Genomic DNA, 13,783 nt, shown 5'->3' with positions numbered 1-13,783 from the left:
AATTAGATAATCTTGTCATTTTACACCTTTCATCCAATTTATACCCCACTGCCATTCAAAAGCCAAACAGACGGTTCCTTAATAACCCCCATCACTACTCCATTACGACAGTGGTAACGCTCCTTGCGGGAATGTTGAGTGAAGCTACTCGGTCTTCTATTGTCACATCTAGTTCACTTTGCCTGTGATTTAAGGATGTAGTAGTAGCCTCGACAGAATTAAAACCTTCCTGCAGCTCCAATTCAATGCCAGGTATACTGCTTTCCTCCTTATTGATCAAAACTACCACAATCTTTCCTTCCCCTGAGTAGGCAGTGATATTTACATCTCTAGGTTCACTCAAACCAGCGGATATTCTGGTGTAGCCGGGTCTGACATGTTTGGCATATTGTGCCATTGCATCACCTCGTCTCAGCGTCTCCCCCCTTGTAGTTCCCTGTTCACCGTCTCCGAGGAAAGAATAATACCGTCTGATGTACCACCAGATATAGGCATTCCAGTTGGAAACCATAGCGCCATGGATAGTTTCAACCATGTTCATGGATTCTTCCCAGATGGCAGCTTCTTCCCTGTTCCAATTATTGATATCTGATCCACTGTTTTGGTTCATGAGGTATTCCGTCATCCACACTTCTACATCTTTTTCCTCGGCCAAAGGATAAGGCGCCAGGCCTCCTCCATAAATATGACCCGATACAATATCCAAATTGGCCAAAGCCTCAGGATCATTGAGGATTTGATCCGTATAGGATTGATTGAAGTTAAATGATTCCGCAGCAGTCAACCGTGCTCCTTGAATCGTGCCGCCATGGTTTTTGATAAAATCATATACCTCGTCCGCTGTCCAGTCGCTGGATTCGTAGCCTACCTCAATATCCGGTTCATTCTGAATGGATACCACATCCACTGCAGCTCCCTGACCGGCCATAAATTGCACAAAGTCGTTAAGGTAGTTGGCATAAGCTGCATAATTCTCTTCTAACAGTTCTCCTCCTACCAGACTATTATTGCTCTTCAAAGCAGCAGGAGGAGACCACGGAGATGCAATAATGGTAGCTCCGTAATTTTTTGCTTCCTTCACCGTCTCTACCACTGCAGGCCAATCTTCCCTTACTGGAGACAATCGTACACGGTAAATCGATAAGCCCAGCTCTCCTTCTCCCGTACCAAATGCCAGTTCGATTTCATTGGAATTCAGAAAGTCTGTTCCCCACATCATGTTAGCACCACCAAACCCAGATATTGTTTGATAGGTAAAATCCTTATTTATATCAAGACTGATCGGAACAAGCTCCTTTCCGGCCTGGGAAAGTGTTCTTTGGAATTTTTCACCACTTCCGTCACTTGCTTCCAGGCTTATTCTAATTACATTTTTTTCATAATTTGTGTTTTCTTTGTAGCGTATACTAACGGTGGTATTAGTGCTACCAGCACTTTCACTCCCTGCTACTCTTGGAGAAATACTTTCTATGAAATCTTCGCCTTCCAACACCTCCTCAACTCTGATAATCCATTCGGTATACGCCCAGTTAACATCCAAGCTGATCGTGCCTCCATTAGCAGGCAAGTCCCCGGTTGCTACACTATCCAGATTCCAATTAAGTTGTGCAGTGTTTGCAACCTCGTCATCTTTAGCACAAGATATGATAAATTGAGACCCAACTAAAATCAGGCATAAAACTAACCACTTTATTTTCTTCATCTTACCCATAACTATATAATTTTAATATGGTTCTTATTCTATTTTAATTCCCTTAAACATCTCTTATCAAGAGATCCCATTGTTTGGCATATCTAACCTGCTAAAACCATTTAGCTGAAAATGAGGAAAAGCTATTTCCCGCAGCAAATAGGATTATCGCCAAGATGATATTTTTCGTTTTTAAATTCTACATTTTTCTATACGCTTTATTCTTCTGAAGCCAAATTAATGAGATTCTGAACCACTGTTTTCGGATTATTTTGGCGGTCAAATAACAAAGGATAATCAGTTCTTCCCCTTACCGGCCAATTGTTCTTCCAGGAATTTCCGTCATTAACTCCCCACAAACCCACCCGTGAAATCACTTCCTCATACTTTAAAAAAAGTTCAAAAAACTCCAAATACCTTTCATTAAATTGTTGCTCTACTCCTTCAGATAGGCCATCCGGAAATGGGTTCATTTTATCTTCATATTCATAATTATCTGAAATCTCTGCACCTGCATCGCCCCAGGGCGAAGGTAATACGCTAAGATCTAATTCCGTGATCATTACTTGTCCAAGCATTCCGTAGGCTTTCAGACTTTTTTCAAATTCAACAATATCCGGATGATTTAGTCCTATATGTCCCTGCATTCCTATTCCGTGTACAGGAACGTTTTCCTGTTGAAGCTTTTTGACCATTTTTACCACTCCTTCACGTTTTCCGGGATTAGCCATGGAATAGTCGTTATAGTAAAGCTCAGCAGCAGGATCGGCTTCATGCGCAAATTGAAAAGCCAGTTTTATAAAGTCCTCCCCAAGAATTTCATAAAATTTGCTTTCCCGGTAACTTCCGTCATCTTCGATGGCTTCATTTACCACATCCCAGGAATGCACCCGACCCTTATAACGTGTTACCACAGTATGAATATGATTTTTCATTCGTTCAATAAGAATTTCTCTTGAAACCATACTTCCATTTTCATCTTCAAAAAACCAATTTGGTGCCTGGGAATGCCATATAAGAGTATGTCCGTGAATATGCATATTATTGCGTTCCCCGAATTCAACAAATTCATCAGCTATCGCAAAATTAAATTCTCCTTCCCGTGGTTGAACCAAAGCACTCTTCATACAGTTTTCAGCAACTATAGAATTGAAGTGCTCACTTACCACCTCAATCGCTTCCGGTTCCCCACCCATTATCTGTCTGGTATTTAAAGCGGTACCTATAAAAAATTTGTCCTGAAAAGCTCTTTTCAAGCTTACCACTGTTGCACTCTCAGCCTTAACGGAATCAAGGGTTGCAGTATCTGGAATGTTTCCAAAGGTTAAGCTCACAACTAAACAAAAGCCAAGTGTTAATAATTTTCTTTTGATTAACATAAATCGTTATTTTATTTATCCTACCTTATCAATTGACCGGTGGTAATAAGGAAGTTTATCTTCCATGATTATTTGAGGTCATTCCTGGGACATTGGCATTCACAATGCATGCTCATCTGCCAGTAAGTGTTCCCAGGTTGCCATCACGCCTACCGCTCCATAACTAACGGATCAACCCTTTTGCAAAAGCCTCACCTCTTATTCCCCCAGAGCCATCTGGGTGCCAATTCCATCTACCGTAGCTCCCTGGCCTTCTATATACTCTACATAATCAATTATACCACGGGTTTTGTCCAGATTGTATTCCAGGTTATAGTCATTGATGAAGAGTAGGTCTTCGGGATCACCATATTCACGTGCCAATTTAAAGGCCTTAACTGCATAATCCTTTCCTAAATAATCCTGCCAACAGAAATGGTCGGTCCTTAACTCTTTTCCAACACCTGTTTTAAGTTCAAAAGGATTTCCGTCATCCATGGGCTCATTTACTACATCCCAGGCATGAACATAACCTGCGACGTTCATCATTCCAGATATCCATCTTTCCATTTCGGCGGTAATGATCTCCTCCTTTTCTTCAGGTGTTTTCTCTATAACACCCCCGGCATCGGGGTTTACACGCGATAGCGTTACGTCATCAATATAAACCGTTCCTGCAAAATCACCATAGCTAATAATCAGTTGCGAACAGTCCTCCTTGGTAATCGTTGTCTGCAAAGTATACTCCTCCCAGCCTTCCGATACATTAATATAAAGCCTAAGTAGCTTCATGTGATAATAGGTCGGTCATTTTCCGTAAAACCTCCAACTCCAAATTCAAAGATGGCAAAAACTGGCACCTACATTATAAGGTACTTTATATTAATGAATTACCTGATTAATCCTGAGTACTCAAACCTATAGCGAAACCAGCATACGGATGTTTTCTGTTATAGTTCGAATTCCATAAACCAGCATTGTCACTAACGGGCGCAGATAGTGAAATCCCATATTGTTGTGCAGCCGGAACCTTTGATTGGTATAAATCAACCACTTCCTGGTAAACTTCTGACTGTAACGCATACTCCTGAGAGGTATGCTCGGAAACCACAACTCTTAAGTCAGTGATGTAAATAAGTTTTCCGGTTTCAGCCAAAGCATCAAACATATCTCCTAACCCAACCAAACCGGACTCAAGATCCAAATTCAGACTTACAGCCACGCCATCAATATCTAAATTGTCAGTAACAGTACTGGTTATGGCATCAAGTTTGTCAGGGTTTGTATTTAAATTAGTTTCACTTATAAACAACTTAGTTCCCTCAGGAGCATTTGCCTTTGCAGTGCTAAACGCCTGGGCAATATAATCTGCGCCAATATAATCAGCCCAATAATATGAGCCTTCGACATCTTCTCCCCCACTTACCGCAACATTTCCATCTTCAGCAAAAGGATCCTTCACAACGGTCCAGGCATTAATATTATCACCTAGGCTATCTAAGACATGGGTTACATAATCCTCTAGTACTTTTTCCACAGCAGTTATGCGTACGTTATCAGAAACCTCCAGGGTTACTTCACTTTGTGAAATAACAGGAGACCCAAAACCTGATGGCTCATTTGAGGTCATTGTAAAATAAATTCTATCAAAATAATGACCCCCTTCGCGAATTCTAAATGAAACAGTATGTTCTCCTTCCTCTAAATAAAATGTATTACCTTCACCGGTATAAAGCTGTATCCATGTCCAATTAGTGGTATTTGATTTATCTCCCCATCCTGGCCATCCCGGAACAAAATATGTAGCGCCATCCACACTCAAAAAGAAAGAGTCACCTCCACCATTCGCTGCATATGCTTTTTGCCTAAGCCACAAATTATATGTACCTGAGGTTTTAACATCAAAGGTATAAGTAAACTGAAGATCCTCGTTATTAGGATCTGATGGAAGTCCACCACCTGTATCATCAGCCTCTATGTCACCATTTATAATCCCCACCAAAGTTTCTCCACCAGAAATGCTTGTTTCATCTCCTGTTTCTGATACCATCCACTGGCCGATTTGCTGTGCATCTTCAGCCTCCAGAAAAATCTCATCCGGATTTTCCACTAAGCCGTTTAAGTTGATTAAAGAAAGCCCTTGTACATTCATGAAGTAAGTGACATCAGGGGTGTATCCCAGCTCAATCTTAAATGAAAACTCTCCACTATCGTCGAAATCATCAATTTGAACCTGAATCTTATTCCACCCAGTTCTGGTTGTAAAAGTGGCACTGCTGGAATCATCTCCTGTCCAATCCATTTCCGGCTCATTGTTATCCAACCCACTAAAAATAACTCTTCCTTCTCCGACCTGCGTTGACAGCAAATAGAAAGTCAATTCAAATCTTGCATTTTCATCCACTGTGTAAACAGGAGATTGTAAAGAAGTTGCATCAGTGGTAGTTACCGATGCACCGTTCACTATTTTCACAGAAGGCTCCCCCATATAATCTTCCACTGAAACATCACCATTTACCTCCCAACCGTTAAAGGTTCCATCCTCAATGGAATTAAGATTTACTAGATTGGGATACAGAGGAGTCGAGTAAGTCAATGGAGCGGCAATGGTTTCTAAAAATGTATCATTTTGGTTTAAATTTGAAATAATGGCGTCACCATAAACGGAAAGTCCCTTTTCCAACGCAGTGTTAACATAGCTATTAATAGCAGTGAAGTCGAAAGCTCCATCATTTGCCAATATAACATTTGAATTAAGCGCTGTTAAAGGTGTTACTTGTTCAAAATTGGTCGATAATAGCGTAGCCATGTTGAAATTAGAAAGATCATTTGAGGACGCATTTGCTCCTAATATGAATGTATTAGCATAAGATTTAAGTACGTCATAAGTGCTTAACATTTCGTCAACAACTACGCTAGCCGGCTTCTCTAGTTCCAACCTTGGGCCAACTTCCTCATCTAATTTTGTACAGGAAAACAAAGCCACTGCTGAAACAAAAAAAACTATGCATTTTTTATTAAATATTTTCATGATTATTCTCTTTTTTTAAATTCAATAAACTGTACATTATATCCTACTCGAGTGTCACGTTGAAGTACTCAGGAACTATTCCTCTATTTCTAAGAACTAATGTGTCCTTAGTAGAATAGGTATAACCTAAATCGGTTAGCTCTACAGTATAATCCAGGTACAAAGCATCTCTGTCCAGACCACCTACGCTGTTTTCCTCTCCATCAGTAACAAACATGCCAGTACCAGTAGCGGTATAGGAAGGAGAATTGCTCGATATTGTAACACCGTTGTTTTCATCAAATGATAATAGCAACTCGATGTTAGCACGTGTGGTTAAGTCATCGTCCTCATAAATGGTTAAAGGAAGTGAAGCTTCTGTATAGGAGACAGTAGAAACATGAACAACCTCATCATATTCCACATATTCTTCACGTCGAACATCTGTTACAGTGGTAGAACCATCTGAAATCTGATCCTCTCCTCTCCTTAGGTAAATACCATGCCATGGATTAACATACTTAATACCATATAGCACATAATTCTTTGGAACAATTTCCCAGTCAGAACTAACAAAACGATTTGGATTCTCTACGGCAGGTCTACCTGAAAGGATGCTATCTATCTTTGTTAGATCTGTATTCCCTTCATCTGTCATCAACAGGGGTATAACATAATGTTTGTTTATCGAAAGTGAGTCTTCAAAAAAGGCTGGAGTTAATTGAACCTCCACTCCCCCAAGGATACTACCTGCCTCAATAACAATTTCATCGTTCAGTAAGTCGTAATATTCTCTTGGCAAAGGGTCCAAATCTGAACCGTCCGCAAAGGAAATTCCATCAGTTAATGATTCATCTACTACAAAATCTATAATTCTATCTTCTGTGTTTGAATATACACCTCCCATAGTAGCTGTAATCCTTACCTTATGCTGTTTGTCTAGCGTAAGGTCGACCAGCGGGTCATCTCCCAACTCCAAGGTTCTTAGGGGATACTGACTTGCAAAATAAACACTGGTGTAATCGTAATCCGGGAAATCGATTTCATCATTGTGGCAGGAGGACAAAAATCCAGCTGCAAAAAATATTAATAAAGCTCTATTTATATTCATATCCTTAATAATTAAATATTTCTACTACCAACCTCTATTCTGAATAAGATTGTTATACTTTAAAACTTCACTAAAGGGAATGGGACCATAGTTCATATGATCCGCATAAGTTCGCGGCTCAACATCGAAAATTTGTCCAGTACTAGCATCGTACCCTTCAGCAGTTACATTCAAGTCAGCTTCCCACCTGCGTAAATCCCAAAAGCGGAAACCTTCAAAACTAAGTTCAAGCCTTCTTTCATTTCGGATTAGTTCACGCATCATTTCCTTTGAGTTGGAAGCTTCATCAAGGTATGGATCACTTGTAACCCCAAGAGCTCTCTCTCTAATCGCTCTAATCACATCAATAGCTGAATAATTTGAGTTTGGTGCGGTTCCGGTAGGGCCATATGCTTCATTTGCCGCCTCGGCATAATTGAGAAATATTTCAGTAAAACGAACGCGTGGGACATAAGTGATTTTACCTTGCCATGAACCATCAGCATTATTAAAGTTAATATCTAGTCTCAGCCGCTTTTTCATATAATATCCCGTGCGGGTTGAAGTTTCAAGATTATTAATAGCGTCATCAGTTCCAGAAGCACTTCCGGTAAGGATCTGCATATTGTTTACCCCAAGGGTGCTACCATTGTAAACTATATAGTTTGATAAACGGGGATCTCTATTTACAAAAGGATCAGTAGGATCATAGCTACTCAATGGGTGAGTAATAGGATAACCATCACTCATCGGAAATACCTCAATCAGGTTCTGCGTAGGATTCATTCTACCATTTCCAAACAATGATGGCGGTAAGTGGGTCTCTTCCTGGGCCGATCCGGTTGTTGAAATATTTGTGCGCCACAAAATTTCAGCAGGGTTAATACCTTCTTGCAGACCATCAAGTTCAGCCGTATTGGTATAATAAGTATGTCCATTAGGCGCCAATCCCGCAACGCCACCGATATAATTTAAAACATCAGCTGAGTAAATTGCTGCATCTCTCCATCCAAGAGTCGATCCCTCTTGAAAAGCTGGACTTGCTGACAGCATAGCAACTTTTGAACGAAACGCCATAGCTATAAGACCATCAACTCTTTGTCTGAAAAAATTACCCATTGCCCTATTATAAGAACTGACAGTAGTTACGTCATCTTCAAATTTATCCGGTATTTCTTCCATAGATGCACTATTATCATACACTAGAGGAAGGTAATCAATAGCTTTATTTAAATCATCCATAATTTGATTTACAGTTTCCTGAAAGGTAGGACGAGAAGTATTAAAGTCTGCATTTGCATCTTGAAATTCCGTTAAAATAGGAACGCCTAACAATTCTCCACCAGGTGAATAGCCCGCATGGTTCCTTAAAATATAATACAAGAATATACCCCTCAAACCGTAGGCTTCGCCTCTCATCCGCTGCTTGAGCAGTTCTGAAACTTCAGGATCCTCAGCCCAAACAATATCATCACTTCTTTCTAAAAAAATATTTAAATATTGAATTGCACCATATCCAGCTACCCACATATCGATAGGATTATCTTGTGCTGTCCAAGAACCTGTAGCCATTTCCAAATATCGATGCCCCCTTTCATTTGTTACAGCATCGTCCGTTGCGTATTCAATATTTGGGTAACCATCAGGTAAATATCGGTATGCAGTTGTTAATATCCCCATTGCATATTTCTGATCAGCGTACATCGTATCAAGATCTTTAAAATTCTCAATATTAGGCTCAAAATTATCTTCGCAGTTCGTAAAAACAAATAAACTGGCCAAAAGTATTATTATATTTCTTTTCATTATTCTTAAATTAAATTTTCCCATTAAAATTTAGCCTTTACACCAAAGTTATAAAATCGGTACTGAGGAGCACTTCCAATATTCATTTCCATCATTTTTCGTTCTTTAGATATGGTGAAGAGATTTTGCCCGCTTAAATATAGGCTTAACTCACTCAGCAATGAGGTACCTTGGAAAACCGTTTCAGGAAAGTCAAAAGTAAGTTGGGCATGCGTCAGGTCAAAACGATTGTTATCATACATCCAAAATGAGGAGTTCCTAAAATTGTTGGTATTACCTGTAGTTGATAGGCGAGGATAAGTTGCAGTATTTGCGGTTTCAGGAGTCCAACGTCCTAACACTTCTTCAGAATACTTACGAGTTCCATAAACCCAAAAGTAGGAAGAGTTTTTATACCCGATTGCTCCGAACTGTCCTTGCCCCATTGCAAATAATGACCAGTTTTTATAATTTAATGTCAGGTTTAAGCCATAAGTAAAGGGTGAGCGACTTCTCCCAAGTTCAACCTGGTCACGCTGGTCAACAACCCCATCACCATTTACATCTGTATATTTAATGTCTCCTGGCTTAACATTTCCGAAAGTTTGGGTTGCATGATTTTCGATTTCAGCTAAATCCCCAAAAAAGCCTTCAGCAATGTATCCAAATGATGCATCCACAGGTTTACCAGCTCTATACTGGTAGGCATCTTGATATACCTCATCCCTGACAACAGCTTCTGAATCATATACCATGCCCGCAACACCAAAGTTATATTTGAAATCCCCAACTTCGTTTTGATGCGAGACAGAGAAATCATAGCCAGTTCTCCTATCCTTATTAAAATTCACATTTGGAAGAAAGGAATGGTCCCATCGGTTAAAATATGATGGAAAGAGAGTACTCGCACCTCGAGATAACAGACCATCAGTTAATTGGTTGAAGTAATTTGCATCAAACACTATACTATTACCAAATAATGAGCCGTCAAGACCAACTCGATATTCCTCACGAGTAATAAAACTTAAATTAGGATTTGCTCCCTGACCTGACAGTACAGCATTTCCCCCCATGGTTCCATCTCTCCATTGGTACCATGCATTGTCATCGAAATACCCCTGATACATGTAATAATCCTGAATATCAAGGTCTTGATGTAGGTTGGCATAGGATGCTGTTAATTTGAGATTATCAATAAACGAAGCCCCATCCATAAAACCTTCATCACTCATTCTCCATCCCAAAGTAACCGTAGGAGAAAAAGCAGTCCTATTTCCCTCTGGTAATTTAGGAGAATGAACAACTGCACTAGAAAAGTCTACATAGTATTTATGAGCGTAATTATAAGCAAGTTGCAGACCTAAATTAGTATTGACCGTACTCTGGTAATCACTGCCATCGTGTCCTTCATCTACCGAAGCTCTTGACTGAAAACCCCATCCAATTAAGTTACCAGTAACATTATGAAGGTCGCTAAATGTTCTCAAGTAATTTAATTGGGAAAAGAAAGACATTGTTTGGGTGTATCTTGAATCGCCTACATACTCATTTGAAGAGACTACATCATCTCCATAGGTGTTAAGGTCAACGATTATATCTTCCCCATTCATGTTTGACCAAACAGGATTATACGTTCTATATTCTTCTCTATAGGCTTCGGAAAAATAATTGTCATAATCCAAACTGAATGAATTGTTAAAGGTAAGACCTTTTGTAATTCCACTCAAATCAGCCATTGCGCTCACTTTATACAAAAAGGTACGTGATTTGTACCTAATATATCCAGCACCTAACATGTCAGCAAGAGCATTCGTTTGCACCGCATTGTTACCTCCCAATAAATATTGCCCATCGATAAGAAAGTTACTGTTATCAACAAAGCTCTGTAATCTTTCATTTTCAGTCAGGGAGCTGATAGGCACTAAAGGAGTGAACCAGTTTGGCCTCATTGAAGCACTAGCCCCCCAAAAATCACCGCGGCCGATGTAGTTATTATTAAAAATAACAGATGCATTAGCTTCAGCAGAAAGCCATTCTGAGAGCTTCATATCAACATTTCCACGTAAACGTAAATTAAGGTCGCTATTATTTCTCTGTTCACCATAATCAATAATATCGTCATTATAACTAGCTCCGAAGTTCGTATAATACTGCGTCTTTTCATCCCCACCGGAAACCTCAACAGTTGCATCGCTTCTGTTATAGTATTCTTTTAAATAATCGGAAGAGATATAATCGATATCCGGATACTTAAATGGATTGACACCTTCAGCCGTGTTATAAATAGTGGCTTCATCATATATGCGGGCCACTCCATCATTATCTGATGCCTCATTATATAATGTCATATATGAGGCGGCATCTAAATAATTTGGATAACTTTTTGGAACAAAAATCCCGGTATTAGCACGTGCCTCAATTGTCAATGGCCCCTGCTTTCCGCGTTTAGTGGTAATAAGAACTACTCCTTTGGCAGCCCTACTCCCGTAAAGAACAACCGCACTTGCACCTTTTAAAACAGTAACAGTCTCTACTTCAGTGGCGTTTACGTTGTCAAGACTTCGGGGTACACCGTCTATCAAGATTAAAGGATTTTGGCCCCAAATATCTCCTGTATATCCGCCTACGAAGCTTTCAACTCCATCAAGTGCATTGGTTTGGTAGTTTTTTTTCAGTAAATCTTCAATATTAACAGTGGAAACTGCTCCAAGAATATCTTTCTTCGATTTAGTACCAAAGGGAACCTGAACAATACTATCACGTTCTTCCTCCGGCTCATCATTAAGCGTAACATTTGTTTCCTCCTGCGCCTGAACACTTACCACTCCTAGACAAAGCACGGTAAATACAATAGTGAAGGTCTTTATAAATATTTTCTTCATTTCATTTGAAATTAAGTTTAATTAATTAAGGCTGTATCATAAATAAATTTACCATCCTGGGTTTTGCGGAAATTCAGGATAAAGATTAACATCATCAAGTAAGAATGGGAACCAGTAGTGTTTTGATGTTAAATTCCTTTCAAAAATGGTTTCCATGTGCAAGTTCAAGACTTTTGCATCCTTGTAATTTTCAGCCAGTGCTGCACCGGTTAAACCATCTGGATCTCTTTCAAATTGCAAGGCACCTTTTAAAGTATAAGGTTCTTCAGTCAACAATTTCCACCTGCGTAAATCATTAAAACGATGTCCCTCGAAAGCCAGCTCAACCGCTCTTTCCCGTTGTACCTCGCTTAAGAAGGCATCCAGAGAAACTTTATATTTATCTGCAACTTCTCCTACACCGGCTCTTTCTCTCACTACATTTATCGCATTAACAGCTGTCATGGCATAAGTATTCGCACTTGCATCTACTCCATAGCCTACAGCTGTTGCTTCTGCATACATTAAATAAACATCTGCCAGTCGCATTAAGCTCAGCACTACGCTGTTATTATTCATTGTTGTACTCTCTTGATTTCTTTCAGCTATTTTAGGCTTCCATTTGGTAAGGGCCAAACCTGTAAGGTTTGATCGCCCCCCAGCTGAAGTTCTATATAAACCTCCCGTATAAAGACTCGCAAACTGTTGGTCTTGCGGTAAAGATTCGGTTGCACTAATCCTTTCACCATCCAAAATAATATCTTTATATAGCCTTGGATCCCTGTTTTTCCACGGAAATTGCGGATCGTATCCCGATTCAGGGTCAGCCTGTTCAATATCTCTACTTTCATTTATTCGCAAGCCATTAGCCATCCCATAATTGTAAAAAACATAATTAGCGGTCGGGCTAATATAATAGCCTCCCTGACTCAGGTATTTAGGAATATAGTCATTAACCTGATTCCATCTGAACCTGCTCGTAGCGCCCGATGTATTTTCCCAGAAAATGGTTTCTTTTAAACCAGGGATTTGTCCATTGCTGTTTTGTAAGTAAAACAATTCCGAATAACGGCTAAAAGGAGCTAACTCGTATCTTCCGGTTGCATCTATTACGGAAAGTGCTTCACCTAAAGCATCAGCGGCCAAGCGTGCGTATTCTGAATTGTAAGTAGCTGAGCCACCAGAAGCTTCATTCATCAATGGACTTGCTGCATACAGGTAATTTTTTCCAAGGTATGCCTGGGCCATAACTTTGTTTGCCCGTTGATTATTATTACCCAAAGTTGCCGCACCAACAGCTGTTGCATCCCAATCAACCGGCAATAGTTCAGCAGCTTTTATGAAATCTTCAGCTACTTTATCTGCTGTTTCCTGATAGGTTAATCTTGGAAGTCGAACAGGTTCGCTAGCCGGAATTAAAACATCAACATACGGAAGGCCTCCCCAATATTTCATAAGTTCCAAATGAAACCAAGCCCTGAAGAAATATAGTTGACCCGCTATCACATCTTTCTCCTCCTGAGTAGCGTCTTCTAAAAGATCTAAGTTTGCAATTCCAACATTCGCTTTCCGAATAGCATACCAAGACATTCCCCACAGACGCCCTTTGTTCTTCGGATCATGAGAAGCTACAACATCGGACGAAACACTGGCTGAAAAAGGGGATCCATAAGCATTCCAATCCCAATAATTACCCCGGTCCACATCAAAAGCAAACTCACTGGTTGCTGATTGGTCCCAGTGCACATCATCTCCCAAATTAAAGGAATTATGATAGGCATAGGCAGTATATACTGGTATAGCACCATACAACTCTTCCACAAAACCCTGAAAATTTCTGAAATTCTCAAAGGGTTCCGTTGCGCTTATATCGCTATTCGGAGCTTTATCTAGATAATCTTCACAGGAAACCAATCCCAATACACTCGCGAAAAGCAAAGCATAAATAAAAATATGCTTTATTCTCATTTTTAATTTCATAATATTAAT

The 13,783-nt window shown here is 39.8% G+C and carries 8 protein-coding genes; all 8 read right to left on the bottom strand.

The annotated features are described in order from the left end of the window. Positions 1 to 94 precede the first annotated feature (94 nt). The 8 genes from RM539_RS08120 to RM539_RS08085 all read right to left on the bottom strand — a co-directional run bounded on the left by RM539_RS08120 (position 95) and on the right by RM539_RS08085 (position 13,774). Complete coding sequence (locus RM539_RS08120) at positions 95 to 1,711, bottom strand: glycoside hydrolase (protein WP_311502886.1); 1,617 nt, start codon at positions 1,709 to 1,711, stop codon at positions 95 to 97. Positions 1,712 to 1,908: 197 nt separating this feature from the next. After that, the gene (locus tag RM539_RS08115) at positions 1,909 to 3,069 is read right to left on the bottom strand and encodes an endo-1,4-beta-xylanase (protein ID WP_311502885.1); all 1,161 of its coding nucleotides are present in this window, start codon (positions 3,067 to 3,069) and stop codon (positions 1,909 to 1,911) included. A gap of 198 nt (positions 3,070 to 3,267) precedes the next feature. Continuing rightward, entirely contained in the window at positions 3,268 to 3,840 is a 573-nt protein-coding gene (locus RM539_RS08110) for an endo-1,4-beta-xylanase (protein ID WP_311502884.1), read from the bottom strand. A 106-nt stretch (positions 3,841 to 3,946) separates the two neighbouring features. Further along, positions 3,947 to 6,079: an endo-1,4-beta-xylanase gene (locus RM539_RS08105; protein WP_311502883.1), complete on the bottom strand. Its 2,133-nt coding sequence runs from the start codon at positions 6,077 to 6,079 to the stop codon at positions 3,947 to 3,949. A 43-nt stretch (positions 6,080 to 6,122) separates the two neighbouring features. Continuing rightward, complete coding sequence (locus RM539_RS08100) at positions 6,123 to 7,124, bottom strand: DUF5627 domain-containing protein (RefSeq protein ID WP_311502882.1); 1,002 nt, start codon at positions 7,122 to 7,124, stop codon at positions 6,123 to 6,125. A 69-nt stretch (positions 7,125 to 7,193) separates the two neighbouring features. Further along, positions 7,194 to 8,954 carry a RagB/SusD family nutrient uptake outer membrane protein gene (locus RM539_RS08095; protein ID WP_311502881.1) on the bottom strand — a complete coding sequence of 587 codons (1,761 nt, stop codon included), beginning with the start codon at positions 8,952 to 8,954 and terminating at the stop codon, positions 7,194 to 7,196. Between the two features lie 23 nt (positions 8,955 to 8,977). Beyond that, complete coding sequence (locus RM539_RS08090; RefSeq protein WP_311502880.1) at positions 8,978 to 11,815, bottom strand: SusC/RagA family TonB-linked outer membrane protein; 2,838 nt, start codon at positions 11,813 to 11,815, stop codon at positions 8,978 to 8,980. A 48-nt stretch (positions 11,816 to 11,863) separates the two neighbouring features. Beyond that, the gene (locus RM539_RS08085; protein WP_311502879.1) at positions 11,864 to 13,774 is read right to left on the bottom strand and encodes a RagB/SusD family nutrient uptake outer membrane protein; all 1,911 of its coding nucleotides are present in this window, start codon (positions 13,772 to 13,774) and stop codon (positions 11,864 to 11,866) included. Between the last annotated feature and the right edge of the window lie 9 nt (positions 13,775 to 13,783).

This window comes from Autumnicola musiva, from assembly GCF_031846585.1.
Classification (GTDB): Bacteria; Bacteroidota; Bacteroidia; order Flavobacteriales; family Flavobacteriaceae; genus Autumnicola; species Autumnicola musiva.
This window is presented reverse-complemented; position numbering and strand designations above follow the sequence as displayed.

What these genes read in the sequence shown, in the direction of transcription:
- RM539_RS08110 (WP_311502884.1), bottom strand. Translation starts at nt 3,840, where the DNA reads ATGAAGCTACTTAGGCTTTATATTAATGTATCGGAAGGCTGGGAGGAG.
- RM539_RS08120 (WP_311502886.1), bottom strand. Translation starts at nt 1,711, where the DNA reads ATGGGTAAGATGAAGAAAATAAAGTGGTTAGTTTTATGCCTGATTTTA.
- RM539_RS08105 (WP_311502883.1), bottom strand. Translation starts at nt 6,079, where the DNA reads ATGAAAATATTTAATAAAAAATGCATAGTTTTTTTTGTTTCAGCAGTG.
- RM539_RS08095 (WP_311502881.1), bottom strand. Translation starts at nt 8,954, where the DNA reads ATGAAAAGAAATATAATAATACTTTTGGCCAGTTTATTTGTTTTTACG.
- RM539_RS08085 (WP_311502879.1), bottom strand. Translation starts at nt 13,774, where the DNA reads ATGAAATTAAAAATGAGAATAAAGCATATTTTTATTTATGCTTTGCTT.
- RM539_RS08090 (WP_311502880.1), bottom strand. Translation starts at nt 11,815, where the DNA reads ATGAAGAAAATATTTATAAAGACCTTCACTATTGTATTTACCGTGCTT.
- RM539_RS08115 (WP_311502885.1), bottom strand. Translation starts at nt 3,069, where the DNA reads ATGTTAATCAAAAGAAAATTATTAACACTTGGCTTTTGTTTAGTTGTG.